Annotated in this window: 25 protein-coding genes; 3 read left to right on the top strand and 22 right to left on the bottom strand. The window is 66.4% G+C overall.

Annotated elements, in window-relative coordinates; all coding sequences use genetic code 11:
* Positions 1 to 83 precede the first annotated feature (83 nt).
* A complete protein-coding gene (locus BN948_RS21145) occupies positions 84 to 2,513 on the top strand; it encodes a phosphoketolase family protein (protein WP_003090278.1) in 2,430 nt (809 codons plus the stop codon).
* 177 nt (positions 2,514 to 2,690) lie between these two features.
* Here the strand turns inward: BN948_RS21145 and BN948_RS21140 are convergent, their stop codons facing one another.
* Positions 2,691 to 3,293 (bottom strand): TetR/AcrR family transcriptional regulator, encoded by a 603-nt coding sequence (locus BN948_RS21140; protein ID WP_009516037.1) that lies wholly within the window; start codon positions 3,291 to 3,293, stop codon positions 2,691 to 2,693.
* Between the two features lie 105 nt (positions 3,294 to 3,398).
* On the opposite strand from BN948_RS21140, the gene BN948_RS21135 reads away from it, so the two are divergent.
* The gene (locus BN948_RS21135) at positions 3,399 to 4,229 is read left to right on the top strand and encodes an SDR family oxidoreductase (protein WP_009516036.1); all 831 of its coding nucleotides are present in this window, start codon (positions 3,399 to 3,401) and stop codon (positions 4,227 to 4,229) included.
* An 8-nt stretch (positions 4,230 to 4,237) separates the two neighbouring features.
* Here BN948_RS21135 and BN948_RS21130 read toward each other — a convergent pair whose 3' ends face one another.
* From BN948_RS21130 to BN948_RS26785, 20 genes are all read right to left on the bottom strand, one after another.
* Positions 4,238 to 5,500: an MgtC/SapB family protein gene (locus BN948_RS21130; protein ID WP_009516035.1), complete on the bottom strand. Its 1,263-nt coding sequence runs from the start codon at positions 5,498 to 5,500 to the stop codon at positions 4,238 to 4,240.
* Positions 5,497 to 6,552, bottom strand: coding sequence for a type II glyceraldehyde-3-phosphate dehydrogenase (locus tag BN948_RS21125; protein WP_003121545.1), 1,056 nt, complete (start codon positions 6,550 to 6,552; stop codon positions 5,497 to 5,499). The genes BN948_RS21130 and BN948_RS21125 overlap by 4 nt, the downstream gene beginning before the upstream one ends.
* 27 nt (positions 6,553 to 6,579) lie before the next feature.
* The gene (locus BN948_RS21120; RefSeq protein WP_170962203.1) at positions 6,580 to 8,112 is read right to left on the bottom strand and encodes an ABC1 kinase family protein; all 1,533 of its coding nucleotides are present in this window, start codon (positions 8,110 to 8,112) and stop codon (positions 6,580 to 6,582) included.
* 86 nt (positions 8,113 to 8,198) lie between these two features.
* Positions 8,199 to 9,230 (bottom strand): hydroxyacid dehydrogenase, encoded by a 1,032-nt coding sequence (locus tag BN948_RS21115; protein ID WP_003121543.1) that lies wholly within the window; start codon positions 9,228 to 9,230, stop codon positions 8,199 to 8,201.
* Positions 9,227 to 9,481: a hypothetical protein gene (locus BN948_RS21110; RefSeq protein WP_009516033.1), complete on the bottom strand. Its 255-nt coding sequence runs from the start codon at positions 9,479 to 9,481 to the stop codon at positions 9,227 to 9,229. The genes BN948_RS21115 and BN948_RS21110 overlap by 4 nt, the downstream gene beginning before the upstream one ends.
* A complete protein-coding gene (locus tag BN948_RS21105; protein WP_003121541.1) occupies positions 9,478 to 10,122 on the bottom strand; it encodes a DUF6629 family protein in 645 nt (214 codons plus the stop codon). Before BN948_RS21105 ends, BN948_RS21110 begins: the two co-directional genes overlap by 4 nt.
* A 53-nt stretch (positions 10,123 to 10,175) precedes the next feature.
* On the bottom strand, positions 10,176 to 11,075 hold the full coding sequence (locus BN948_RS21100) for a ribose-phosphate pyrophosphokinase (protein ID WP_003090267.1): 900 nt from the start codon (positions 11,073 to 11,075) through the stop codon (positions 10,176 to 10,178).
* Positions 11,072 to 12,619 carry a thymidine phosphorylase family protein gene (locus BN948_RS21095; protein ID WP_003121540.1) on the bottom strand — a complete coding sequence of 516 codons (1,548 nt, stop codon included), beginning with the start codon at positions 12,617 to 12,619 and terminating at the stop codon, positions 11,072 to 11,074. Before BN948_RS21095 ends, BN948_RS21100 begins: the two co-directional genes overlap by 4 nt.
* Positions 12,616 to 13,977, bottom strand: a complete 1,362-nt coding sequence (locus BN948_RS21090; protein ID WP_009516031.1) for an MBL fold metallo-hydrolase — start codon at positions 13,975 to 13,977, stop codon at positions 12,616 to 12,618. The genes BN948_RS21095 and BN948_RS21090 overlap by 4 nt, the downstream gene beginning before the upstream one ends.
* 25 nt (positions 13,978 to 14,002) lie before the next feature.
* A complete protein-coding gene (locus BN948_RS21085) occupies positions 14,003 to 14,500 on the bottom strand; it encodes a TPM domain-containing protein (protein WP_009516029.1) in 498 nt (165 codons plus the stop codon).
* A 1-nt stretch (position 14,501) separates the two neighbouring features.
* Positions 14,502 to 15,386 carry a TPM domain-containing protein gene (locus BN948_RS21080; RefSeq protein WP_009516027.1) on the bottom strand — a complete coding sequence of 295 codons (885 nt, stop codon included), beginning with the start codon at positions 15,384 to 15,386 and terminating at the stop codon, positions 14,502 to 14,504.
* Between the two features lies 1 nt (position 15,387).
* Positions 15,388 to 15,999, bottom strand: a complete 612-nt coding sequence (locus BN948_RS21075; protein ID WP_009516025.1) for a LemA family protein — start codon at positions 15,997 to 15,999, stop codon at positions 15,388 to 15,390.
* Positions 15,996 to 17,321, bottom strand: a complete 1,326-nt coding sequence (locus tag BN948_RS21070) for an MFS transporter (protein ID WP_009516022.1) — start codon at positions 17,319 to 17,321, stop codon at positions 15,996 to 15,998. The genes BN948_RS21075 and BN948_RS21070 overlap by 4 nt, the downstream gene beginning before the upstream one ends.
* A gap of 18 nt (positions 17,322 to 17,339) precedes the next feature.
* Positions 17,340 to 19,799 (bottom strand): heavy metal translocating P-type ATPase, encoded by a 2,460-nt coding sequence (locus BN948_RS21065; RefSeq protein ID WP_009516020.1) that lies wholly within the window; start codon positions 19,797 to 19,799, stop codon positions 17,340 to 17,342.
* A 32-nt stretch (positions 19,800 to 19,831) separates the two neighbouring features.
* The gene (gene ppk2, locus BN948_RS21060) at positions 19,832 to 20,695 is read right to left on the bottom strand and encodes a polyphosphate kinase 2 (protein WP_003090242.1); all 864 of its coding nucleotides are present in this window, start codon (positions 20,693 to 20,695) and stop codon (positions 19,832 to 19,834) included.
* A 10-nt stretch (positions 20,696 to 20,705) separates the two neighbouring features.
* The gene (locus BN948_RS27095; protein WP_009516017.1) at positions 20,706 to 20,864 is read right to left on the bottom strand and encodes a hypothetical protein; all 159 of its coding nucleotides are present in this window, start codon (positions 20,862 to 20,864) and stop codon (positions 20,706 to 20,708) included.
* A gap of 1 nt (position 20,865) precedes the next feature.
* Positions 20,866 to 21,516, bottom strand: coding sequence for a methyltransferase family protein (locus BN948_RS21055; protein ID WP_003090238.1), 651 nt, complete (start codon positions 21,514 to 21,516; stop codon positions 20,866 to 20,868).
* Positions 21,513 to 21,752: a DUF2933 domain-containing protein gene (locus BN948_RS26315; RefSeq protein ID WP_009516014.1), complete on the bottom strand. Its 240-nt coding sequence runs from the start codon at positions 21,750 to 21,752 to the stop codon at positions 21,513 to 21,515. Before BN948_RS26315 ends, BN948_RS21055 begins: the two co-directional genes overlap by 4 nt.
* Positions 21,753 to 21,763: 11 nt before the next feature.
* Positions 21,764 to 22,165 (bottom strand): hypothetical protein, encoded by a 402-nt coding sequence (locus BN948_RS21050; RefSeq protein ID WP_003090236.1) that lies wholly within the window; start codon positions 22,163 to 22,165, stop codon positions 21,764 to 21,766.
* Positions 22,166 to 22,319: 154 nt separating this feature from the next.
* Positions 22,320 to 22,754, bottom strand: a complete 435-nt coding sequence (locus tag BN948_RS26785) for a hypothetical protein (protein WP_079279895.1) — start codon at positions 22,752 to 22,754, stop codon at positions 22,320 to 22,322.
* A 143-nt stretch (positions 22,755 to 22,897) separates the two neighbouring features.
* Between BN948_RS26785 and BN948_RS21040 the strand changes: the two genes are divergently transcribed.
* Positions 22,898 to 23,320 (top strand): MerR family transcriptional regulator, encoded by a 423-nt coding sequence (locus tag BN948_RS21040; RefSeq protein WP_003090234.1) that lies wholly within the window; start codon positions 22,898 to 22,900, stop codon positions 23,318 to 23,320.
* Positions 23,321 to 23,550: 230 nt separating this feature from the next.
* On the opposite strand, the gene BN948_RS21035 is transcribed toward BN948_RS21040, so the two are convergent.
* Positions 23,551 to 23,781, bottom strand: a 231-nt coding sequence (locus tag BN948_RS21035) for an integrase core domain-containing protein (RefSeq protein WP_035623620.1), incomplete at its 5' end; no start/stop codon positions are given.

The following is a 23,781-nucleotide window of genomic DNA, read 5'->3' as shown; positions in this document are numbered from 1 at the left end:
CGCGCGAAAGACGATCACAGACGCCAGCCTTCCCAATCTCGCCGTCGCGCTTACCTGCGTGCCGGCTCTCAAGGACTTTCCACATGAACCACGAGCTTCCCTGGGTCGCCGAGCGCGTCCGCGTGTTCCGCGAGTCTGATCCCGAGTTCGCCCGCTGGGCGCGCGGCCACGGCCCCATCACCCACAACGATCTCACGCAACTGCGAGTCCACGATCTCGCACAGGTGCTGGTTGCCGAAGGCAAGGCGAGCGACACAACCGCGGTGTATCGCACGCTCTGGTCGGCGGACCGCCTGGCCGTGGCAGGCATGTGGTTGACGGTTCACATGACCTATGCCGACCGGGTCTATCCCGATGGCCGGGAGATGAGAGCCGAGGATTTCAAGGAGACGCCGGAGGGGCATACCGGTGGGGCGCTGAACATCGTGCCGGCCTATGTCGGCTACCTGGCCGCGAACGCGCTCAGTGGGTTGACGCGTGGCTGGTTGATGGGCCAGGGCCATTGCGTCGCGGGCATCGATGCCTGCAACCTTCTGGTGGGCAACATGACGCCGCGCCACGCCGAGAGATACGACCGCAGCGAAAGCGGCCTCACGCGCTTTGCCCGGGATTTCTATAGCTACGCGATCGACGCACAGGGGCGTCCCGCCTCGCCGCTGGGCAGCCACGTCGGCCCGAATACGGCAGGCGGTCTGTCCGAGGGCGGCTATCTCGGCTTTGCCGAACTGCAGTACGTGCACATGCCCTTGCCCGGCGAGCGGCTGGTGGTGTTCCTCAGCGACGGCGCTTTCGAGGAGCAGCGTGGCAGTGACTGGGCGCCGCGCTGGTGGCGGGCAGAAGACAGCGGCTTCGTGGCACCGTTCATGATCCTCAACGGTCGCCGCATCGAACAGCGCAGCACCATGCAGCAGCAGGGGGGCCGAGAATGGTTCCACCAGCATCTGCGGCTGAACGGCTTCGACCCGATGGAGATCGACGGCACCGACCCCGCCGCGTTCGCCTGGGCCGTTCACGCGATGGAGGAGCGGTTGTCGGCCTGCGCGGCTGGAGTTTCGCAGGGCACCGTTCAGTACCCGGTACCCCTCCACTACACCATCGCCGAAGCGCCCAAGGGATTCGGCTTCCCCGGTGCTGGAACCAATGCCGCGCACAACCTGCCGCTGGAGGGGAACCCCCGGGTCGACCAGATAGCGCTTCAGCAGTTCAACGAGGGTGCTCGCGCTCTCTTCGTGCCGTCGCACGAACTCGACGAAGCGGTCGCACTACTGCGCCGGCACGAAGTGCAGCATCGTCCCCTGGAGCGGGACCATGCCCTGGCGCACCGCCAGGTGGCGGCCCCCAGACTTCCGGTTCCGCAGTGGCATGTTGCGGGCCAGGGCGAGGTCTCGCCAATGGCGGCACTCGACGGAGCCTTCGCGGCCCTCGTCCAAGCCAACCCACAGCTGCGTCCGCGGGTAGGCAATCCGGACGAGCTGCGCAGCAACCGCATGGGCCAGACATTGGACCTGCTCAAACACCGCGTCTTCACGCCCGAACCGGGCCTGGCGGAGGCCGTCGATGGCGCCGTGATCACGGCGCTCAACGAAGAAGCGGTGGTCAGCGCGGCGCTGGGCAACAAGGGCGGCATCAACTTGGTCGTCTCTTACGAGGCATTTGCCGTCAAGATGCTGGGCGCGCTGCGCCAGGAAATCCTGTTCGCGCGACATCAGGCGCAGGCAGGCACACCACCCGGATGGCTGTCGGTGGTCACGGTTGCGACGTCCCACACCTGGGAGAACGGCAAGAACGAGCAGTCGCACCAGGATCCGACGCTGGCCGAAGCGCTGTTGGGCGAAATGTCCGACACCTCGCGCGTGTTGTTCCCGGTCGATGCCAACAGTGCCGTTGCGGCGCTGCGCGCGGCCTACGCCTCGCATGGCCAGTTCTGGACGCTGGTCGTTCCCAAGCGGGCCGTCGCCAGCCAGTTGAGTGCCGAGCAGGCCGAACGCTTGGTCGATCAGGGTGGTTGGGTGGTGAAGCCCTGCGACGCCCCCGACGTGTTGCTGGTTGCCATCGGCGCATACCAGCTACAGCAGGCCCTGCTTGCGGCGCGGCGCCTCGAAGCCGCTGGACATCGGACCGCAGTGACCTGCGTCATCGAGCCGGGCCGCTTCAGAGCACCCCGCGACGAACGCGAGCAGGACTTTGTGGCCGGCGACCAGGCCTTGCGCGCCCTGTTCCCGGAGACTGCTGCCGTGCGCGTCATCGTCTCGCACATGCGACCCGAGCCGACGCTGGGCCTGATGCGTCGGATCGATACAGGGGCGCGGCAGACCCGTGCCTTGGGCTACCAGGCGCGCGGCGGGACACTCGATGTGGCCGGCATGCTGTTCGCGAACCGTTGCACGTGGGCGCACGTCGCGGCGGAGGCGGCTCAAGGGCTCGGTGTCGATCCGCAGAGCTTGCTGAGCGCCGAGGAGTGGGCGGCCGTGCAGGGGCGTGGCGACCCGCGCGTCATCACGGTCTCGGCTTAACCCCCTTCCAGCACGACCCACGACCGGACGCTGATTGCGCCGACGCACTCTGCTTCTTCATGTGCGTTGCCAGGTCGCACTGGGTTCGGATGTCTGACGAATGGCTGTGGGACCGATGGCCACGTCGCGCCTGAATGTCGTCCTCCCGTGCCAAGTAGCACTTCCTTGTCCGGGCGTTCAGCGCGAGGCGTCAACCATTTTCCCGCGCTGGAGAGGGGATTTGCCAGGCGAAAGCATCCGCGCAATCGCCAACTGAATCGCCCGTCTGCGCGCCTCGTGCTCCTGCGAATCCCTCGCCGCCGGTGCCATGCACCACGTTTGCACGATCGTCGCTACCAGTCGCACGATCTCATCAGGCGTGAAATCCGCTGTGATGCGTCCTTCCGCCTGGGCAGCGGTGATGGCCGCATGTTTGGCTTCCAGTACGCTGTGACCGGCGGGGAGCAGGAGCACTTCTTGGCCTCGCTCCAGGTGGAACCAGGTCATGAGCCGCCATAGGTGCGGCCGCTCGGTGAGCAAATCGTAGGTGCGCCCCGCATAGCCGGGAAGATCGTCCGCATCGAAGCGCTCGTCCTGCGCCGCGGCGAGGATTTCCCGGCTGAGCACGGCGTCGAAGAGAGCCTCCTTGTCCCCGAAATGGACATAAAGCATCGGCTTGCTGATGCCTGCTGCCGCCGCGATCCGGTCAATTCGTGCCCCCGCCAGCCCGTTCTCGGCAAATTCCCCCAGCGCAGCGTCCAGCAGCATTTGCTGGGTCTCGGCGGGACGTCTCTTGGCCATGGGCCGTTACTCCTCAACAACATTTCATCCGAGCGCCCATCATCGCTTGACACGGGCGCCATTAACTTACAAACTAGTTGGTAAGTAAACCACAGGAGTGCATTTATGTCCAGACATTGGTTCCTCACCGGCGCATCCAGCGGCATCGGTCGCCATCTTGCTGAAATCATCCTGGCTTCGGGGGATGACCTCACGGCCACCGTCAGGCGTCCCGAGACGCTCGACGACCTGGCAGCACGCTACGGTGACCAGCTCGTTGTCGAACGGCTCGACGTGACCGTGAAGGGGGACATCGCACCCGTGGTCCAGCGCGCCGAGGCCCGCCGCCCGGTCGATGTCCTGGTCAACAACGCCGGCGGCGGCATCATCGGCGCCACCGAAGAGTTTTCCGACGCGGACATCGAAGGGCAGATCAGCCTCAACCTGCTGGCGCCGGTGCACGTCACGCGGGCCTTCATTCCCGCCATGCGCACACGGCGAGCCGGTCGGATCATCCAAATCTCCAGCGCCAGTGGCCAAGGCTCCCTGCCGACCAGCAGTCTTTACCACGCCGCGAAATGGGGTCTGGAAGGCTTCAGCGAATGCCTTCGCCAGGAACTGGAGGGGTTTGGGGTCTTCGTCACACTCATTGAACCGGGCGGCGCTCGCACGAGCTTCAGCCGCAATTTGCAGTACGCGCCGGCGAACCCCGCCTATCAGGACACGCCCGCTGGACAGATTCGCGCGATGTTCGAGAACGCGGGTGACGAGTTGTACACGCTCGATCCGCAGAAGATCGCGCACCGGATCTTCGACACGGCCACGAGCGAGAAGCCACCGCTTCGGGTGGCGCTGGGCGGTGACGCCTTCGGCGTCATCCAGGCGGCGCTCAAGGGCAGGCTGTCTGCCCTTGAAGCGCAGGAGAGTCTGGCGCGATCGGTGGCCTTCGATAGCTGATCGCTGTTTCAGGTCAAGCCCAGGGAGACGGCAAAGCCAGCAGCAGCCATGGCCGCGTACGACGGGAGCACTCTCCATGCGAGCGCACTACCGCCCAGCGACATCAACAGGACAAGTTTGGTGACCTGATTGACGGATGCGGCGATGAACAAGGCCAGGGTGGCCGAAGCGGCGGTGACGGCGCCCTCGGTCACCAGGCGGCCAATCGAGAGCGTGATCGCATCGACGTCCACCAGACCCGAGGCAGCGGCGGTCAGCATGACGCCAGCATCCCCGAAGCGATCGGCAAGAAAGCGGCCTGCCAGCATCACCGCGGCCAGGAAGGCTGCGAACTGGAGCGCGGAGCGCAGCTGCAATGGGTTGCCAAGCTGAAGTTCGGGCAAGTCGTCGGCGGGCGACCGCGCCGCCAGGAACGTCCCCAGAACACCGCCAGCCACGGCCATGGCCACGAAGATGACCACCGGGTCCCAGCCGATGCCGGGGGCTGCGATGGCGACGAGAGCCGCCATGCGCGCAAACATGGCTGCGCAGGCGAGCGCCGCCCCCGCCGCTGCCAGTGGATGCCAGCCTGGCGTCTGCCCGGCCCAGCGCGCCAACGTGGCCGTGGTGGCGGTGCTCGACACGATCCCGCCGAGCAGCGCTGTGAATACCAGCCCTCGTTTCCTGCCGAGCGAGCGCATCAGGACGAACCCAGCGAACGACAGCACTGCCAGCAGGACAACGGCCCACCAAAGGCGATAGGGATTCAACGCCTCATAGGGGCCAAAGCCACGATCAGGGAGTACGGGCAGTACGACCACGCTGATCAACAGCAACTGCGTGCCGCTGCTGATCTCCGCCTCGGACAGCTTGCCGACGCCGGCGTGCAAGAGCTGCTTGAAACGCAGCAGCGCCAGCACGACCACGGCGGCGACCGCCGAAACGCGCCAAGCGCCACTGGTCGCCAGCGCCCCGATGGCGAAAGTCGCAAGGGCGGCGACGGACGTGGTCAGTCCCATCACGGCATGCATATGCGCCGTCACCAGGTAGCCCACCACCAGATACACCCCGACGAGTACGAGCAGCGCGATGAGCATGCCGGCTCCCCAGCGCTGGGCCAGCAGCCCGCCAAGGCCGCCGAGCAGGCCGATCAGCGCAAAGGTGCGAACGCCCGCGACGCGATGTCCCTCGGGCCGCTCGCGTTGCTGCCATCCCCGTTCCAGGCCGATCAGAAGTCCCGAAGCGAGTGCCAGCCCGAGCCCGACCAGCGCGGGATCATCGAATTCACTCATCGTCGAACCTGGACGCGGTCACGGATGAAATCACGCTGCAGTCCCAGCGAAGCATCGGTGCGCGCCATCGACACCTGGGGATCGGTCTCGATGCCGCTCAAGGCGCGAATGGCATCGATGGTCTCGGGGATTACGATCGCCTGGTTGAAGACCTGGTAGGTGTAGTACGCCTGATCGCCATCGACCGAAAGCACGTCCTCCCACAACGCGACCTCCCACAGGTCGCCGCGCGGGCGGCCGAGATCGGCCATCAGTTCCACCGTGCTGTTGAGGGCCACGAGACCATCCGAGGATCGCACGAACGCGATCCGTGGCGCAGCGCGAAAGGCCGCCAGCACCTCGTCGCGCGTGGCCGGCCTCGTCAGTTCGACCCACCAGGTGTGCAGGTGGCTGCTGTTGTGCGGCGCCTTGACCGCGATCGTGACGACGTCCAGGTCCGGGATCACAGTGCGCGCGTCCGGTCCCTGATGGCTGGGGATCGTCTTCTCCGGCACGAGCGTGTTGATGATGCCCTCCGCATGCGCCTCCCACGGGTCGGAAGCCCGGCGGATCAGCGTCCCGCGGGCTCGCTTGAGCAGGCCCGCTGTCCGAAGCGCCCCCAGGGTGCGCACGATCGACGTCGTGTTGCAGGACACCACCCGGGTGGAGGTGCGGCCGATCGCGGTTGCGTAGTTCTCCTGCGCGACGAACGAATGACCGGTCAACGCGTGGGACTCGCCGCCATGGAAGATGGACTTCACACCGGCAGCGTCGTACGCCCTCTTGTTGACCGCGGCGACTTTCTTGGGTGTGCAATCGACCACGACGTCCGCGTTGGCGAGCAGGTCGGCCAGATCGCCCGCGACAGGAAGCCCCGCAGCACGCATCGATTGTGCGGCTTCAGCGGTCGCCGCGTAAATCGGGAAAGCGCGCTGCGCGGCCACCTGCAGGCGATAGTCGTGCACCACATCCGCGACGCCGGCTAGCGCCATGTCCTCCTGGAGTGCGACCGCATCCGCCACCCGCTTGCCGATCACACCGTATCCGTTCACCGCCACTCTGACCTTGTTCATGCCTGACTCCTTGCTTGATGAGGCGCCTCAGCCGCGGCTGCGCGCGATGGAAAACGTGAACCGGATCGCCAGCGCATAGCCCAGCAGCGCGAGTACCGGCATGTCGCCCCAGCGCGGGCCCACGCCGTGCTGCATCAACAAGCTCGATGCGATGTACAGGCCGAGCGTCACGAGCGCCAGCGCGACGCGACGGCCGAGGCGGTCGATCCCGCTCAGCATCCTGGCATCCGGCTTGATCGACAGTTGCAGCAGGTCACCCTGCCGCAAGACGCTGTGCAGACGCCGCGCCATCAGGGAGGGCAGGGCGTGGGCCGCGTTCCCCAGTTCATATGGCAGACGCTGCGATGCCGCAGACTTGGGCTCGTCGAAGACGCCCGTGGTCGTGTGGCGAGAGATGGCTTCGATGATGGAAAACTCGGGTGCCAGCAGGCGCACCGTCCCTTCGAGCAACAACAGGGTACGCGTGAGCACGAGGAGGTCCCTGGGCAGCCGGACTTCCTGGGTCCGGCCCGCCGCCACGAGCTGCGCGAGAGCACCTGAGAGCGACCAGTCCTTCAGCGGCCTCTGTGCGCAGTCTGCGACCAGGGCACGCACGACAGGCACGAACACGGCCCGATCGGTGCCGTCGCCGAGCAGGCCCAGGTCGAGCCAGGCATCGACCACCCATTCGGCATCCTGCTCGACGAAGGCCAGGGCGAACGCCACCAGCGCCCGCCGCATGTTGCCGTCGACCCGGCCCACGATGCCGAAGTCGTGCAGGCATATGCGGCCATCGTCCATCACGAAGACGTTGCCGGGATGGGGGTCGCCGTGGAAGAAGCCATCGCGGAAGATCTGGGCGACGTAGCTGTCCACGAGTTTGCCCGCGGCCGCCACCGCGGTGGACGAAGGCAGACCGTGCAGGTGAGCTCCGTGGCTGAACTGCTGGACCATGACGGTCGGCGTGCACAGGCCGTCCACCACGTCGGGGATCACGATGTCGGCAGAGCCGCGCCAGGCGTCGGCGAAACGTCGCACGGAAGCTGCCTCGCGCGACAAATCCATCTCGTAGCGGAAGTTGGCCGCAACCTCGTCCACGATGGCTGCCAGCCCCCAGCGACGCAGCGAGGGCACGAGCCCCTGCATGACCAGGACGATGCGGCGCAGGATGCGCATGTCGGTCTCGGCCTGCTCGGCCGCGCCAGGGCGGCGGATCTTCACCACCACTTCCGTCCCGTCCGGCAGGGCTGCACGATGAATCTGGGCGATCGAGGCCGCGGCGAGCGCGTGCATGTCGAAGCGTGCGAAGAGCTGCTGCCATGGGCGGCCGAGCGCCGCCTCGACCTCCTGGACCGCCTGCTCGGGAGGAAACGGCGCCACATTGGCCTGCAGGCTGGCCAGAGCCTCTTGCGCATCGGGCGCCAGAATGTCGGCCCGCAGGCTGAGATGCTGGCCCAGCTTCACGAAGGTCGTGCCCAATCGCTGCAGCACTTCGGCGAAGCGGTCGGCCGCCCGGTGGGTATCGCAGCGCATCAGGCCCCGGTGCCAGGCCACCCAGAGCAGGAACCCGCTCAGGGCCATAGCGATCTGCGTGGCCCGGCGCAGCGCCGAGCGTTGCGTTGGGCGGCCCGCAAGACGCACGGTGGAAACGGGGCGGTTCGGTCGCGTCATGGCTCATCCAACCTGTTGCGCAGGCGGCCCGCATGCCAGGCTGCGATGTTCGAGATGGTCTCGTCGAGGATGCGCGCGATCGCCTCCGACGTATTGAACCCGACATGCGGTGTCACGAGCACACGCGGATGCGTCAGCAGTGGGCTGGATGCCGACCAGCCGGTATCGCAACCCAGTCCGCCGCAGCCCGTGGGCACTTCGGGAGACAGATCCCCTTCCTGTTCCAGCACGTCCAGTCCTGCTGCGGCGACGGTACCTGCCTCCAGTGCGTGCAGCAGGGCGGCGTCGTCGATGAGCGCACCCCGTGCCGTGTTGATCAGTACCATGCCCGGTTTCATGCGCGCGAAGGCCTGGCCATCGAGAAGGTGGTGCGTGGCCTGCGTGGCCGGAACATGAAGGCTCAGAACATCGCTGCTTTGCAGGATCTGCTCCCACGTCACCACGCGGACGCCGGCGATGGGTGCTGCCGTGATGTCGAGCGATGGGGCGAGGGCCGGGTCGTACGCGAGAACTTCCATGCCGAAGCCCAGGGCGATACGGGCCACGTGGCGCCCGATCCGGCCCAGCCCGACGATGCCCAGCGTCTTTCCTTCCAGCTCGAAGCCGGTGAGGCCGCGGTAAGCGAAAGAACCTTGGCGCGCCCGCTCGTGGGCTTGTGTCAGATGGCGAGCCACGCCCAGCAGCAGCGCGAAGGCATGTTCGGCGACGCTGGCGGACCCATAGTCCGGCACGTTGCACACGGCAATGCCGCGTCGGCGGCAAGCCTGCAGGTCGATGTGATCGAAGCCCGCGGAGCGCGTTGCCACGAGCCGCACGCGCGGCAGCAACCGGAGCACCGATTCGTCAACGCGCGTGCGCACGAAGACGCACAGCACCTCGGTGTCTTCATCGCCGACATCGGATACCACCAGGCGTTCGTTCTGGACGAAGTGCGCGTGCCAGTGGGTCGGAAGCCGTTGCTGCAGCGCGGCCTGGTCCGCCGGTGCGATGTCGGAGAACAGAACGGACAGACGGTTTTGTGCGGTCATGAGCCCTCCTCGATTACCCGGTGCAGGGACAGGATGCAGAACGCGGCGATGAAGTGCCCGGTCTTGGTGCCTTGCGCGAGTTCCGCTTGCGCGAATACCGTCGGCAGCCGGCCGGCGACCGCATCGCGCATGGTCTCGAATCCGTCGAGCAACTGAACCGTGAAGAACGCCGCGCGGCGCATCGGGCCCTGCGTGCGGCCGCAGTCCGCGTAGGCCAGTGCGGGCTTGAATCTGGCCGGAGGATTCGTCATGGCACGGCCAGCCTCGCTCGGGGCTCACGGAACTGCCACAGCACGATGAAGCTGAGCACAGCGGCAAAGAAGCACCACACCGAGATGAACCAGGTTGCATAGAACATGTAGGCGGCGATTGCGGAGACAAAGGCGGCCACCCCAAAAGCCGCCACGCGCCGGTGGCTAGAAACCATCAGGCTTGCGCAGGTGCCGATCAGATACAGGGCCATCGTGGTCATCACGTAGAAGTGCGGAGAGTCGTAGAGGATGTGCTGGCCGACCACGCGGGCCGTGATGGGCAGCTTCACCAGCATCGCCAGCAGGTACAGACCGACGAGCGCGCCCGCGACTGCAATGGCCACCAGAACCCGACGGCGCCAACGGACGCTCTCCAGCGCCAGCGCAGCCAGCGGGACGTAGATCGGCCACAGGACGTGCGAGAAGAACGAGTAGAGATGCGTCAGCGCCACGTTCAGCAAGGGCGCGCGGTCGGGGAACGTCAGCCACAGCATGCCTTCGAGCAGTTGCTGGACCCCGAACAGCAGCGGGATGGCGGCATACGGCAGTTCGCGCCGTGAGCGGGCCCGGCGCATGGTGACGGTCCCCAGGCCCAGCAGAACCGCTGCGGCCGTGAAACTGGCGGGTGCGGAAAAGCACATGGGCAGTCATCTCCCCTCGATCGTGAGCGTCATGGCGAGCGCGGCGCAGCGGCTCATGGCGCGCCGGCTTCCATCAGTTCCTGCACCGCTGTCGCCAGCGGTGCCACCACGCTGATGCCGTTAGAGACATGCGGCACGGTGTCGCAGGTCACCACCCGCTGGGGCCCTGCCGCAAGAAGTGCGTGGTACGCGTCGGCGGCGAACAGGGCGTGCACCCCGATGCACACCGGTGGCGGCAATCCCACGCTGCGCACACTGGCGATTGCCTGGATCATCGTGCGCGCGCTGGACACGATGTCATCGATGAGCACGGGCTGGCGGTCTGCCAGGGCCGCGGTGTCGGGAAGGCTGACCTCCACGTCCTTGTCGCCCCGGCGGATCTTCTGCAACACCGTGAACGGCGCGCCAGCCAAGCGCGCGACTTCCTGGACCCATTGCTCGCTTTCCGCATCGGGTCCGATCAACACGGGACGGTCCACATGGGCTGCGACCCAGGCCGCGATGGCGGGCGCGGACTGGACCACACGGGTCGGCACCCGGTAGACCTCGCCGAGCGAGCGGTAGCGGTGCAGATGGGGATCGACGGTGACGATACCGTCGAACACCGTCGACACCAGCGCAGCGAACGTGCGGGACGTGATGGCTTCGCCCGTGTTGAAGCGCCGGTCCTGACGCAGGTACGCCAGGTACGGGGCAGCCAGCAACACGCGGGTGGCGCCGAGGTCGCGCGCTGCGTCCGCGGCGAACAACAAGGGCAGCGCCTTGGCGTCCGGCTGTGCCAGGCTGGCCACGATCACGACGGTGCGGCCGGTGACGTCGGCGTCCAGCCGCACCAGCGACTCGCCGTCCGGGAACCGGTGCAGTTGCAGGGCAGCCCGCTGCGCGCCCAACGCCCGGATCAGTCCATCGGCGAAGTCTTCGTCGCCCGGCAGGTGAAAAACGAGAGGTTTCATAGGTTCTCCGAAATCTGGAAGATCGGTGGGCGCGAGCGGACGAACTGCAGCGCATAGGCCAGCTCGCCCGGCGCCTGGGCGTGCAGCGTGAAGAGCGGCTGTCCCGCTTCGACCTGGTCGCCCAGGCGCGCATGCACGTCGATGCCGGCGGCAGCGGCGGTCGGTGCTCCGGCGAGCTTGGCCGCCCGCGCGAGCAGCCGGTTGTCGATTCGGGAGACCCGTCCCGTGGACGGCGATGCGACGGTGTGCCGATGCGTTGCCACCGGGATGCTGCGCAGGCCGCCCTGCTCAGCGCAGATCGCCTCGAACGTGGCCCAGGCGCGGCCGTCGGCCAGCACCTGCGTGGCGAGCGTCAGGCCGCCGCCGGCGGGCGCTGCACCGCCCATTTCGAGGATGTCCGCCGCCAGCCGCAACGCTCGCTCCCGCAGGTCGGCCGGGGCCTCGGGCGTCCCTTGTAGGACGGCCAGCACGTCGCGGGCCTCCAGTGCCGGGCCGATCCCGCGGCCGACCGGCTGCTCACCATCGGTGACGCGCAAGGCCACGTGCAGGCCGATGGCGCTGCCCACCTCCTGCAGGCGCCGACCGAGCGCCGCCGCGGCCTGCGCGCTGCGCACTTTGGCGGTGGCACCCACGGGCAGGTCGATCAGCACATGGGTCGAGCCCGCAGCGGCCTTCTTGGACAGGACCGAGGCGACGAGCTGGCCCTCGCTGTCCAGGTCCAGCGGCCGCTCGACGCGGATGAGGATGTCGTCGGCGGGGCTGAGCCGTACCGAGCCGCCCCAGACGATGCAGCCGCCCGTGCGTTCGACCACGCGCCGCATGCTTCGCACATCCAGGTTCACCGGCGCCAGCACCTCCATTGTGTCGGCCGTCCCGGCCGGCGAGGTGATGGCGCGCGAGGAGGTCTTGGGCATCGTGAGGCCGCAGGCGGCCACGATGGGCACCACGAGCAGGGTCGTGCGGTTGCCGGGCAGGCCGCCGACGCAATGCTTGTCCACCACCAGCGGGCGCCCCCAATCGATGCGGTCACCGACGCCAATCATGGCTTTCGTGAGCGAGACGGTCTCCGCGAGGTCCAGGCGATCGCCGGCGCAGGCGGTGATGAAGGTGGCCAGATGCAGGTCAGAGTAATGGCCCGCCGCGACGTCGGAGATGATGGCGCTGAACTCGGCATCGCCCAGGGCATTGCCGTAGACCTTGGCCCGGACATGGCTGAGCGAATCCAGCGGCGGTGCATGGGTCACCGTGACCAGCTGGCCCGGCTGCGCCCCCAGCGACGCCCATGCCGATTCGGACAGGCCAGCGACGTTCTCGGCCAGCCAATCCCCATCGACGACGCTGAGCGTCGCCACGATGCTGCGGCGGCCGGCCGTCAGCTGCACGCGCGCCTGGGTCGTGAAACCCTCCGACCGGCAGACAGGGCAGTCGCGCCGCATGTAGACCACCGGCTCCTGATGGGTGTCGATGCCGGTGCGCCACGCCTGCAGCGTGTTCACGCCATCCTCTCCGGTGCCGGTGCCGGTCTCGTGCAGGTGCGCCGTCATACCAGATCCACCGTCTGCAGGTACTCGGGCACGGCAACCGACCAGCCCAGTTCATGGTCGATCCGCGCGCGCAGCGCATCGGCCGCCTCCGGCTCGCCGTGGGTCACGAAGGTTCGGCGCGGTGTTTGCGTGAAGCCGCGCATCCACGCGAGGATCTCGTCGGCATCGGCGTGGGCGGAAAGGTTGTCGAGCGAGGCCACCTCGGCGCGGATCGGCACGTCCTGGCCATGGATGCGGACGGTGGACGCGCCGTGCACGATCGCGGCGCCACGGGTGCCGCCCGCCTGGTAGCCGGCGAACAGGATGGTGTTGCGATGGTCGGGCGCGAATGACTTGAGGTGGTGCACCACGCGTCCTCCAGTGGCCATGCCACTGGCGGAGATGATGACCATCGGTCCACGACCGGCGCTGAGCGCCTTGGACTCCTCGACCTTGTTGACGATCTTCGCGGCATGGCACATGCCCTCGCATTCCTCGGGCGAGAGCCGGTGCTCGTCGCGATGGGCGTGGTACAGCCGTGTGGCATCGATGGCCATCGGGCTGTCCAGGTACACGGGCAGGTGCTGGTGGATGCGCCCTTGCTTCTTGAGCTGGTAGATGCCGTACATCAGGCTCTGCGCTCGGCCGACAGCGAACGCTGGGATGACCACGACCCCTCCACGGGCGGCCGTCTTGTTGATGACAGTCTCCAGCTGCGCCAGTGCGTCGGACGCTTCATGCTTGCGGTTGCCGTAGGTGGATTCCACCAGCAGGTAGTTGGCGCCGGGGACCTGCACCGGCGGGCGCAGCACCGGGTCGTTGGGCCGGCCGATGTCGCCGGAGAAGAGCACGGATCGCCGGCCGTCGTTGAGGTGCACGAAGGCCGAGCCGAGCATGTGCCCGGAAGGCGTCAACCGCGCGGTGAGTCCGGGCAGCGCCTCGAAGTCCTGAGAGAACGGACGTGGCGCGAACAGCTTCAGGCAGCGCTCGGCGTCCTCACGGGTGTACAGCGGCAGCGCGGGCTGGTGTTTGGAGAAACCGTGCCGGTTGGCGAACTTCGCCTCTTCCTCCTGCAGATGGCCGCTGTCGGTGAGCAGGATCTTGCACAGCTCGTGCGTCGCGGACGTGCAGTAAACCCGGCCGCGAAAGCCTTGTCGCGCCAGCAGTGGCAGGTAGCCGCTGTGGTCGATGTGGGCGTGGGTGAGCACGACCGCGTCGACGGTCTTGGGCGCGACCGGCAGCGGCTCCCAGTTGCGCAGGCGCAGCTGCTTGAATCCCTGGAACAGGCCGCAGTCCACCAGAATGGTCGCGTCGCCATGGCGCAGCAGGTATTTGGAACCGGTCACGGTGCCGGTGGCACCCAGAAACTGAAGTTGCATGGTAGGTCTCCAAGGATGTTGTCGTTCAAAGAAGGACCGGCCGATCCGGCAACTCGTTGCCGTGGTCCGCGCCCCGCGGAAAGTGCTGCACCAGCAGGTGGCTGACGGCCACGATGCCTTCCAGGGCTCCGGCCTCGAAGCGTCCCTGCGCAAACTGGGCTTCCATGCGCTGGCACACAGCCGACCACCTTTCGGCACCGCAACAGGCATGGATGCCGCGATCGGCCACGATCTCCACGGCCCGGTCGGCCAGCAGCACGTAGATCAGGACGCCGCTGTTGTGCGCCGTATCCCACACACCCAGGCGTGCGAACAGGTCCAGCGCCCGCTCGCCCGGCGATTGGTTGCGCCACAGTGGCGATCCGTCCAGCGCACCCTCGACCACGAAGCGCAGTTGGCCCCCATGCTGGAACTCTCCCGTGCGGATGGCCTGCTCGATCGCATCCAGGGAACGCGGGGGGAAGGCGCGGCGGACTGCGCGATCCGTGGTCGCAAGGTGGCGAAGAAGTCGTTGCATGTTCATCTCACCACCGTCCTGACGCGCCGCCGCCACCGAAGCCGCCGCCGCCGCCGCGGAATCCTCCGCCCGGCCAGCCGCCTCCCCGGTGGCGCCCGTGCAGGCCGCCGTGGCCACCCATGCCGATGCCCAGCAGCGTGACGAGGAATCCCGCCAGTCCAGCCACCGCGGCCACCGCGAAGGTGCCCACCAACAGCCACGCAGCGGCACCCAGCACGCCAGCCGTGACCAGGGAGCCTGGAAGGCGGCCGAGGGCGTTGCGCAGCACTCCGCCCAGCATCAGGGCCGCGACGAACAGGAAGGGCCAGGCCTGCCCGATGTCGTTGGTCTGCCCCTGCCGCCGTGGGTCCGCCGCAGGCAGGGCCTCGCCATCGATCACCCGCATGATCTGTTCGGCGCCTGCGGCGATGCCGCCGTCGAAATCGCCCTGGCGCAGGCGCGGCGTGATCACCTCGTCGATGATGCGCCGCGATACCACGTCGCTCAGCGCACCCTCGATGCCGTATCCGACTTCGATGCGCACGGTGCGGTCGTCCTTGGCCACCAGGAGCAACGCGCCGTCGTCCACCTTGCGACGGCCGAGCTTCCATTGCTCTACCACCCGCAGGGTGTACTGCTCGACGGGTTCGGGCCGCGTCGAGCGGACCATCAGCACGGCGATCTGCACGCCCTTGCGTTGCTCGAAGGCCCGAAGCTGCGCATCCAGCGCGGCGACACGATCGGCGGCGAGCGTTCCCGTGAGATCGGTGACGCGCGCCTGCAGCGGGGGAACGGCGACCAACTCCTGCGCGGACGCGACCGAAAGGAACAGGCTCAGCAGCAGCCAGGCCAGAGCGTGGGCCAGCCGAAGAGGGGCCGCCGGAGAGAGCACCGCTGTTCTGGGCGTTCTCATGTCAGGGGCGCGCCGCCGGCGCCGAGGCGCCGAAATCGACCTGTGGCGGCGCCGCCATGGCCTTCTCGTCGGCGACCGAGAAATTGGGCTTGACGACGTAGCTGAACAGCTTGGCCGTGATGTTGGTCGGGAAGCTGCGCGTGAGCACGTTGTAATCCTGCACCGCCTTCACGTAGCGCCCACGCGCCACGGTGATGCGGTTCTCCGTGCCCTCAAGTTGGGCACGCAGGTCTTGAAAAGCCTGGTTCGCCTTGAGTTGCGGGTAGTTCTCGCTCACCACCAGCAGCCGGCTCAGCGCGCCGGACAGTTCGCCCTGTGCCGCCTGGAACTTCTGGAACGCCTCGGGGTTGTTGACGAGTTCCGGCGTGGCCTGGATCGAGGTCGCCTTCGCGCGGGCCTCGACCACCCGGGTCAGCGTCTCCTGCTCGAAGTTGGTCTCGCCCTTGACGGTCGCGACGATGTTGGGGATCAGGTCGGCGCGCCGCTGGTACTGGTTCAGCACCTCGGACCAGGCGGACTTGGTCTGCTCGTCCAGCCGCTGGAAGTCGTTGTAGCCGCATCCGCTCAGCGACAGGGCAAGCGCTGCGAGCAGGGACATCAGGATCAGTCTCATGGTTCGGTTTCCGTGGAAGTGAGAAAAGTGCGGGACGGTGAAGCGCTCACCAGGACGGGGTTGGCTGGCCACCAACGCCGCGGAATGAGCAGCAGCGCGAGGGTGGCGGCCAGTGGAATCGACAGCCACGCAAAGGTGCTCTGCATCACAGCGCCGAATAGCCATCCGGTGGCGGCCGATCCCAGTGTTTGTCCGAGGCCGGCTGCCGCGGCGAGCCCTCCCATCGCGATACCGAGCCGCCGCGCCGAGGTGCCGGCAGCGAGGTAGGCCAGGGTGGGGAGCACGAGACCCGTGCCCGCAGCCGTGAAACTCACGCCGACGTACAGCCACATCTCGCTGCCATGGCGGGCCAGCATCAGGAGCCCGGCGATGCCCAGGACCATGCCGCAGGCCAGTACGCGGCGTGGGTCGGCGCGCTCCAGCAGGCCGGTGAAGAACAGCACCGCGTTGACGCCCAGCATCACCAGACTGCACTCGGCGAACATCAACGACACCTCTCGGGAGGAGAGATCGGGGTGGCGCTGGCCCTGCAGCACGATGCCGAGTTCAAAGCCGGCAAGCACGAACATGACCACACCGTTGAGAATCCAGAGCGCCAGGGAGCGGCTCCGGGGTGCTCCGTCGTGATCGGCTGCGTCCGCCTCTCCAAGGGAGGAAGGTGCGGGAAGCGTTGCGGCCAGGCCCAGCATCATCAGCGCGCCGAGCGCGGCCGAGAGTGCGATCACGAGCGTGGTCGATGAGCCCTGTACCAGCACGCTCAAGAAGCCCAGGCCGACAAGCCGTTCTGCAGCGGCGTTCAGGCCGGGGCCGAACAGGAACCCGAGCAGCGACATCGCACCCAGCCATGCAAAGCGCCTGGCGCGAATCGATTCTGGGGTGTACTGCGCGACGAGCGCCGGCACCACCGGCACGACCGCGGCCACAAAAAAGCCCGTCGCGCCGCGCAGCGCATAGATGCCGACCACGCCCAGGGACTCGGGGCGCAGCAGCGGGAGCAGGCTGGCCACGTAGCCGATCAGGCCCACCAGCAACACGCGGGCACGCCCCAGCCTGTCCGCCAGCATGCCCCACAGGGGCGCACCCAGCAGGATGCCCGCCGTGTAGATGCCGCTGAGGTAGCCGACATGGCGCGCAAGCGCCGCAGGATCCGCGTCGCCCATCAAGGGCCGCAGCCAGTCGGGGATCAAGGGCATCAGTGCCCCATATCCGGCCGAGACGACGAATACGGCCGCAGCGAGCCAACCCAGCTGCGCGACGCCGAGGTCTTGCTGGCGGGTGGGCCCGGATTCGCGCGGTGATCGCATGGCGCGGCTCTCTACCATGGTGGCCCGCCGCTCAGGCTACGCGGCCGCTGGGACACTGGCACGCGACGTCACGCGCTTGATCCCCGGCAGGCGCGTGCGCTTGAGCATCAGCGCATTGATCGCGACGATCGCGGAACTGCCCGACATGGACAATGCAGCGACCTCGGGCGACAAGGTGAACGGATACAGCACCCCGGCCGCCAGCGGGAAGGCGATCACGTTGTAGGCCACGGCCCACCAGAGGTTCTGGTGCATCTTGCGCAGCGTCGCCCGGGACAGTTCGATGGCCCCGACCACGTCGTAGGGGTCACTCTTCATCAACACCACCTGGGCGCTTTCCATCGCAACGTCCGTCCCCGCGCCAATCGCAAAGCCCACGTCGGCCTGCGTCAGCGCCGGAGCGTCGTTGATGCCGTCGCCGACCATGCCGACCTTGTGACCCTGCTGCTGCAGTTCCTTGATCTTGGAGGCCTTCTGCCCGGGCAACACATCCGCAAGCACGATGTCGATACCCAGTTCCTTGCCGATGCGCTCGGCGGTCGCCTGGTTGTCGCCGGTCAGCATCGCGACCTTCACGCCGCGTGCCTGCAGCTTGGCGATCGTCTCGCGCGAGGTCGGCCGCACGGCATCGGCGATCGCGATGAGGCCGATTAGCCGGCCACCGCGCGCGACGTGGACCACAGTGCGCCCCCCGCCTTGCAGCCGCGCCGCCTCGCTGGCAAGGGGGGCCAGATCCACCTGTTCCGACTGCATCAGCAGCCGGTTGCCCAGGAGCACCGTCTCGCCCCCGATAGTGGCCCGTGCGCCTTGCCCATCGATGTTGGTGAAGTTCTCGGTGACCTCCGTCGGCATGTCTCCCGCACGCTTGAGCACTGCGAGCGCGAGGGGGTGCTCGGAGAACTTCTCCACCGCGGCGGCCGTCGCCAGAAGCCGCGTCTCCTCGACACCGGGCGCGGCCACCATCTCGACGACATCGGGCTGCCCCAGTGTCAAGGTGCCGGTCTTGTCGAACACCACGACCGTCAACTTGGTGGCGTTCTCCAATGCGGCCGCATTCTTGAAGAGAATGCCGTTCATTGCGCCCAGCCCGGTCCCGACCATGATGGCCATCGGGGTGGCCAGCCCCAGCGCATCAGGGCATGCGATCACGAACACGGTGATGGTCAAGGTGAGTGCGAACAGTAATGTCTGTCCCATCACCCAGTACCAGACGCTGAAGGTCAGCAGGCCAATCACGATCGCCGCCAGCACCAGCCACTGGGATGCGTGGTCGGCCAGCAGCTGGCCGGGGGCCTTCGAGTTCTGGGCCTCCTGGACCAGCTTGACAATCTGCGCCAAGGCCGTGTCCGCGCCGACCTTCGTGGCCTTGTAGCGAAAGCTCCCGCTCTTGTTGATGCTGGCGCCTACGACGGTGCTGCCCACGCCCTTCTTGACCGGCATGGACTCGCCCGTCAGCATCGACTCGTCCACTTGCGACGCGCCCTCGACGATCTCGCCATCCACCGGGATCTTGTCGCCGGGCTTGATCACGACCAGTTCCCCGGCTGCAACCTCGGCGGTCGGTACCTTGGTCTCCACCCCGTTGCGCACGACCGTGGCCATGGGTGGGGCGAGATCCATCAACGCGCGAATCGCGTCGGATGCGCCCGCGCGGGCGCGCATCTCCAGCCAGTGCCCCAGCAGGATGAAGACCAGCAGCACCGATGCCGCTTCATAGAACACCTCACCCTCGTAGAAGAAGGTCGCGCCGATGCTGAACAGGTAGCCGGTGCCCACCGACAGCACGACCAACGTGGCCATGTTGGCGACGCCGTTGCGCAGCGCGCGCCACGCCGCCACGTAGAAAGGCCAACCTGGATAGATGATCGCGGCACTTGCGAGGAAGAAAAGAAAGAGCTTGTCGTCCAGCCCGAACGGCGTCTGGAAGTCGCCGAACATCTTCCCCATCGGGGAATAGAAGAACACGGGAATGGCGAAGACCAGGGCCACGAAGAAGCGATTGCGCATGTCCCGAGCCATGTCCTGCATCGAGCCCGACCCGTGGCCCATGTCGTGCATCATGTCGTCCATCGCAGGGTCGCCTGCGTGGGCCTGGTGCGCAGCATGGGCGGCGGGCGTCGTGGCCGCAGCCTTCGCGCGTGCGGCCGTGGCGGGGGCATGCGCGTGGTGCCCCTCATGCCCCATCTCTTGCGCCTGACGTGCGGGTGCGCCGTGATGGCCGTGCACCGCATGGCTGGGGTCGGCAGAGACGCCAGCGGCGGGCGCGCACACGTGCTTGGGCGTCTGCTCGCCACGGCAGTGATAGCCGCATTCGGCGATGCGCTGGCGCAGATCCTCGACACTGAGTTGTCCCTCATCGAGATGGACCGTTGCGCTTCCCGCAACATAGTTGACATCTGCATGATGGACGCCGGGAAGCTGCAGCAGCTTGCGGCGTACTCCCTCCGCGCTCAGGCTCGATACGAGCCCTCCGACTTCAACGTTGATCGACTTCATGGCTGTTCTTCCTGTTCGCTGTGTTCGTGGTCTCAACGAGCGAGTCGGCCCGAGTCCAGGCAGTCCTGCGAGAACTCGAAGACGATCTCCCGGTCGGGAGCGATGACCTTGTGCTTCTTGCCGGCGTAGTGCAGCCGGGAGAGGATGTCTCTGATCAGGTTGAGCCTCGCCAACCGTTTGTTGTCGGCGTGCACGACAGACCAGGGCGCCGCGGCCGTATGGGTGCGCATGAACATCTCGTCGCGCGCCCGTGTATAGCCGTCCCAGTGCTTAAGCGCGACGGCATCCACCGGGCTCGACTTCCACTGTTTGAGGGGATCACGGCGGCGTTCCCCGAGCCGGCGGCTCTGCTCCTTCTTGCCGATGTCGAGGTAATACTTCAGCAGCTTGATACCGGAGTTGACCAGCATCTCCTCGAACTTGGGCACTGAGTTCATGAATTCCTCGTGCTCCTCGGCGGTACAGAAGCCCATCACCGGTTCCACGCCCGCACGGTTGTACCAACTGCGGTTGAACACCACGAGCTCTTCGCCAACTGGCAGGTGCGGGACGTAGCGCTGGAAGTACCAGCCCGTGCGATCCCGGTCGGAGGGCTTTCCTAGCGCGACGACCCGTGTTTCCCGAGGACTCAGGTGTTCGACCAGCCGCTTGATGCTGCCGTCCTTGCCTGCGCCGTCCCTTCCCTCCAAGAGGATCAGGATACGGTCGTTGCATTTGATGAAATGCCGCTGCAGTTTCACCAGTTCGATCTGCAGCATGTGCAACTGTGCTTCGTAGTCCTCGCGGCCGATCGAGCGTGTCGCTGTCTCGTCGCGCGCTGAGCCGTGGGCAGTGCCGGTGCCGTCCACATCGGCCTTGTGCTTGGCGCCTTTGGCGCCCTTCTTGTTCTTTGCCATGGGTTCTCCGTTAGGTCTGGTCGCAGGCGATCAGCATTGCGTGTGTCGACGCCCGGCGGGGCGCGGCGCTCATGTCCGCATCCGAGCTGGAGCCGCAGCCATCGCCTTGTCCGTAGGCTGCAGCCAGGTACGGTCGATTGATGCGCTGACGCCAGCGGGTCTTCTTCATGTCAGCCTCGCTGGCGCGTGTCCGAGAGGGAGGGAAGGAAGCGCGGCGTGCGCGCGGCATAGGCGTCGAACTCGGCGCCGAACTGCTTGCGCATGTCCTTCTCCTCGTTGACTGCCAGCCTCGAATACATCACGACGAGGAAGGGGAACATCAGCAGCGTCAACAGCGTCGGCCACTGCAGCAGAAAGCCGAAAAGGATCGCCACGAAGGCCACATACTGCGGGTGCCGAATCCTGGCGTATGGGCCGCTCACGGCAAGTTGGGCGTGCCGTTGCGCGTGGTAGAGCACCGTCCAGGCGCTCGACAGAAGCCAGAAGCCGCCCCCGATGAAGATGTAGCTTGCGATATGAAGCGGGCTGAAGTGAGGGTCGCCGCTCTCGCCCAGCAGGGTCGACCAGAGATGGCCGCTGTTGTGCGACAGCAAGTCCAGACTGGGATACTTGGTCTGAAGCCAGCCGGACAGCACGTACAGCGTCAGCGGAAAGCCGTACATCTCGACGAACAAGGCAACAATGAACGCTGCGAATGTCCCGAAGGTTCTCCAGTCGCGCGAGGTCTGCGGTTTGAAGAAGCTGAAGGCGAACATGATGAAGACCGCCGAGTTCACGAGGACGAGCAGCCAAAGCCCATAAGCGGGCGCATCGTGGTTCATTTGCGCTCTCCCGGGCACGGTGGATTCGCCTTGCTACCGTCGCCTGGTACGGCATGGCGATGCATCAGCACATGAGCGATGACGCAAGTCGCCAGGAGGACCAGTGGCAGCGCGGCCAGGTAGTGCCCGCGGTGTTCCGTCAGCAGCATGTAGATGCTCACGGCCAGGAAGACCAGAAAGCCCAGGAACCATCGCGAGCGCGAAAACCTTGGACCGGTGCGGTGAGAAGTTGTCATGGTCGTCCTCCTCACTTCGCCGGCTCAGGCATCCGGTCCATCATCATCTGCATCATGGACTGGCACATGTCCATGCGCATTTCGAGCATTTGCTGCCGCTCAGCTGTCGGCGCCGACTCGGCTCCATCCTTCATTGCGCCCATCATCGCCATGCCAGCCCGCATGGCCTGCATGTGTTCGGCCATGAGCGCCTTGCGCTGCGCAGGCGTCTTCGCAGCCACCATCCGTTCGTGCATGGCCTGCATCGACTTCAGTTGCGCATCCATGCCCTCGGTGGTCGGCGCCCTTGGCGTCTCGGCCGCGGTCGGACTCGCACCTGCGGGGTGATGGGCCTGATGGTTGTCCTGCGCGAACGCAGACAAGGTGACCAGTGCGGCGCCCACGATGGCCGCGATCGAATGCGTGAATTTCATTTCTCTCTCCTTTAGCCGCGGGTGCCTGCCATTGGGGCGAAACCGATGTCGCCGCAAGCGGACAAAGCCCTATGAAAACTCCGTAGTCGGGTACAGAGTCAAGGCTTATGAGTTGTGCGCCGGGTGTGACCGACACGGCAACTCAAAGGAGGCGCTACAGCGCGAGACGCTCGAACAGCAGCCACGACGGCCGCTTGGGCGGTGGTCGCTGGTGACCCCTCGATGGGATGGCTCGCAGAGCCAACGTCGGAGCCAGCAGCTGGTCTCCATAGGCGGGAGGCGCCAAACCGACGAGGTCGAACGCGAAGGTTGGTGCTTTCTGAATGGCGGACTGGTTGACGTCGCCGCAGAGCTTCAGGCACGGGGCCTTCGACGGGTCGTGGGAACCTTCTTCGTGCTCACCATGGAGGCCTTCATGATTTCCATGCCCGGACGATGGGACATGCTCATACCCGACAGCATGCCGATGTTGCTGCGGAGACTCCAGAAGGCAGGCATTGGCCACCCCGGCCCCGAGCGCAAACAGCCATACCCCGAGCACCATCCACGCGATGGCGCGAATCCTGCGGTGGTTGAGAAGTGTGCGCATGTGCGGCCTATTGACCCATTGACACCTGTGATCCTATTCCCAACTGAGCTGCGGGAAATTGATTTGGATCAAATGGAGGCAAGGGTCAACTACGCGGTACTGCGTTATTCTGTGTTGCTCGTGAATAGACAGTGGATCGCTCGATGAACGAAGGTTTGGGTGATTGGATGACGGTTGGCAGGCTGGCGAAGGTCGCTGGCGTCGGCGTGGAGACAATCCGCTACTACCAGGGACGCGGCCTGTTGCCGATCCCGAAGAACGCCGGCAGCTTCCGGCGCTACCCCGCTTCGATGATCCAGCGGATCGGCTTCATCAAGCGCGCTCAGAGCCTTGGGTTCTCGCTGGACGAGGTGAAGTCGCTCTTGGATCTGGAGGATGGGCGGAATCGCCGGGCTATTCAGACGGTGACACGGCGGCGCCTTGACCAGATCGATGAGAAGGTTGGCGACCTTCAGCGCATGCGAGGCGCTCTGAGAGACATGCTGGAGAGGTGCGAAGACACGGGAGAGGCGCTTCCTTGCCCTATCATTGCTGCGCTCATGGGGCCTTTGAATACGTCCGAATGATTGCGCGCTGTGAGGAACAGACGAGACCCAAGGAAAGCGAACGAGGCCTGTCGCACTTCGTTGGTAATGGTCGTGAGAAGTGGCCCCGCTTGTCTGAACAGATTTACCCCGAGAGATAAAGAGACTGCGTGCGGGTTGAAGAGATGCAGAGTTGTCCACGGCGGCGGTGGTCGCTGTGCGACGAACCGACCGACGCGGTGGGCAACTCGGGGCGCACCAGGATTTTCATTCTAGGCAGCCACGGCCATCTCGGGCAGCAGCGCCCAGTACGCCTGCTCGGGCGTGCGGTCCTCGATGCGTGAATGCACACGCTCGCGGTTGTACCAGTCGATGTAGGTGTCCAGGTCTGAGCGGGCAGCGCTCACCGCCTCGTAGGCCTGCAGGTACACCCGCTCGTACTTGATGGTGCGCCACAACCGCTCCACAAACACGTTGTCGCGCCATGCCCCCTTGCCGTCCAT

It is taken from the genome of Hydrogenophaga intermedia, assembly GCF_000723405.1.
Classification (GTDB): Bacteria; Pseudomonadota; Gammaproteobacteria; order Burkholderiales; family Burkholderiaceae_C; genus Hydrogenophaga; species Hydrogenophaga intermedia.
Note: the sequence above shows the minus strand (reverse complement) of the source record. Positions and strands in the feature narration are given on the sequence as shown.

Excerpts from the sequence above, each read along its gene's own strand:
- BN948_RS21105 (WP_003121541.1), bottom strand. The coding sequence starts at position 10,122 with ATGTGCTTTTCCGCACCCGCCAGTTTCACGGCCGCAGCGGTTCTGCTG.
- BN948_RS21040 (WP_003090234.1), top strand. The coding sequence starts at position 22,898 with ATGAACGAAGGTTTGGGTGATTGGATGACGGTTGGCAGGCTGGCGAAG.
- BN948_RS21075 (WP_009516025.1), bottom strand. The coding sequence starts at position 15,999 with ATGAGACTGATCCTGATGTCCCTGCTCGCAGCGCTTGCCCTGTCGCTG.
- BN948_RS21080 (WP_009516027.1), bottom strand. The coding sequence starts at position 15,386 with ATGAGAACGCCCAGAACAGCGGTGCTCTCTCCGGCGGCCCCTCTTCGG.
- BN948_RS21145 (WP_003090278.1), top strand. The coding sequence starts at position 84 with ATGAACCACGAGCTTCCCTGGGTCGCCGAGCGCGTCCGCGTGTTCCGC.
- BN948_RS21070 (WP_009516022.1), bottom strand. The coding sequence starts at position 17,321 with ATGGTAGAGAGCCGCGCCATGCGATCACCGCGCGAATCCGGGCCCACC.
- BN948_RS21065 (WP_009516020.1), bottom strand. The coding sequence starts at position 19,799 with ATGAAGTCGATCAACGTTGAAGTCGGAGGGCTCGTATCGAGCCTGAGC.
- BN948_RS21120 (WP_170962203.1), bottom strand. The coding sequence starts at position 8,112 with ATGGCCCTGAGCGGGTTCCTGCTCTGGGTGGCCTGGCACCGGGGCCTG.
- BN948_RS21090 (WP_009516031.1), bottom strand. The coding sequence starts at position 13,977 with ATGCAACTTCAGTTTCTGGGTGCCACCGGCACCGTGACCGGTTCCAAA.
- BN948_RS21085 (WP_009516029.1), bottom strand. The coding sequence starts at position 14,500 with ATGAACATGCAACGACTTCTTCGCCACCTTGCGACCACGGATCGCGCA.
- BN948_RS26315 (WP_009516014.1), bottom strand. The coding sequence starts at position 21,752 with ATGACAACTTCTCACCGCACCGGTCCAAGGTTTTCGCGCTCGCGATGG.
- BN948_RS21100 (WP_003090267.1), bottom strand. The coding sequence starts at position 11,075 with ATGAAACCTCTCGTTTTTCACCTGCCGGGCGACGAAGACTTCGCCGAT.
- BN948_RS21130 (WP_009516035.1), bottom strand. The coding sequence starts at position 5,500 with ATGAGTGAATTCGATGATCCCGCGCTGGTCGGGCTCGGGCTGGCACTC.
- BN948_RS21095 (WP_003121540.1), bottom strand. The coding sequence starts at position 12,619 with ATGACGGCGCACCTGCACGAGACCGGCACCGGCACCGGAGAGGATGGC.
- BN948_RS21125 (WP_003121545.1), bottom strand. The coding sequence starts at position 6,552 with ATGAACAAGGTCAGAGTGGCGGTGAACGGATACGGTGTGATCGGCAAG.
- ppk2 (WP_003090242.1), bottom strand. The coding sequence starts at position 20,695 with ATGGCAAAGAACAAGAAGGGCGCCAAAGGCGCCAAGCACAAGGCCGAT.
- BN948_RS21110 (WP_009516033.1), bottom strand. The coding sequence starts at position 9,481 with ATGACGAATCCTCCGGCCAGATTCAAGCCCGCACTGGCCTACGCGGAC.
- BN948_RS21050 (WP_003090236.1), bottom strand. The coding sequence starts at position 22,165 with ATGAAATTCACGCATTCGATCGCGGCCATCGTGGGCGCCGCACTGGTC.
- BN948_RS27095 (WP_009516017.1), bottom strand. The coding sequence starts at position 20,864 with ATGAAGAAGACCCGCTGGCGTCAGCGCATCAATCGACCGTACCTGGCT.
- BN948_RS26785 (WP_079279895.1), bottom strand. The coding sequence starts at position 22,754 with ATGCGCACACTTCTCAACCACCGCAGGATTCGCGCCATCGCGTGGATG.
- BN948_RS21115 (WP_003121543.1), bottom strand. The coding sequence starts at position 9,230 with ATGACCGCACAAAACCGTCTGTCCGTTCTGTTCTCCGACATCGCACCG.
- BN948_RS21140 (WP_009516037.1), bottom strand. The coding sequence starts at position 3,293 with ATGGCCAAGAGACGTCCCGCCGAGACCCAGCAAATGCTGCTGGACGCT.
- BN948_RS21055 (WP_003090238.1), bottom strand. The coding sequence starts at position 21,516 with ATGAACCACGATGCGCCCGCTTATGGGCTTTGGCTGCTCGTCCTCGTG.
- BN948_RS21135 (WP_009516036.1), top strand. The coding sequence starts at position 3,399 with ATGTCCAGACATTGGTTCCTCACCGGCGCATCCAGCGGCATCGGTCGC.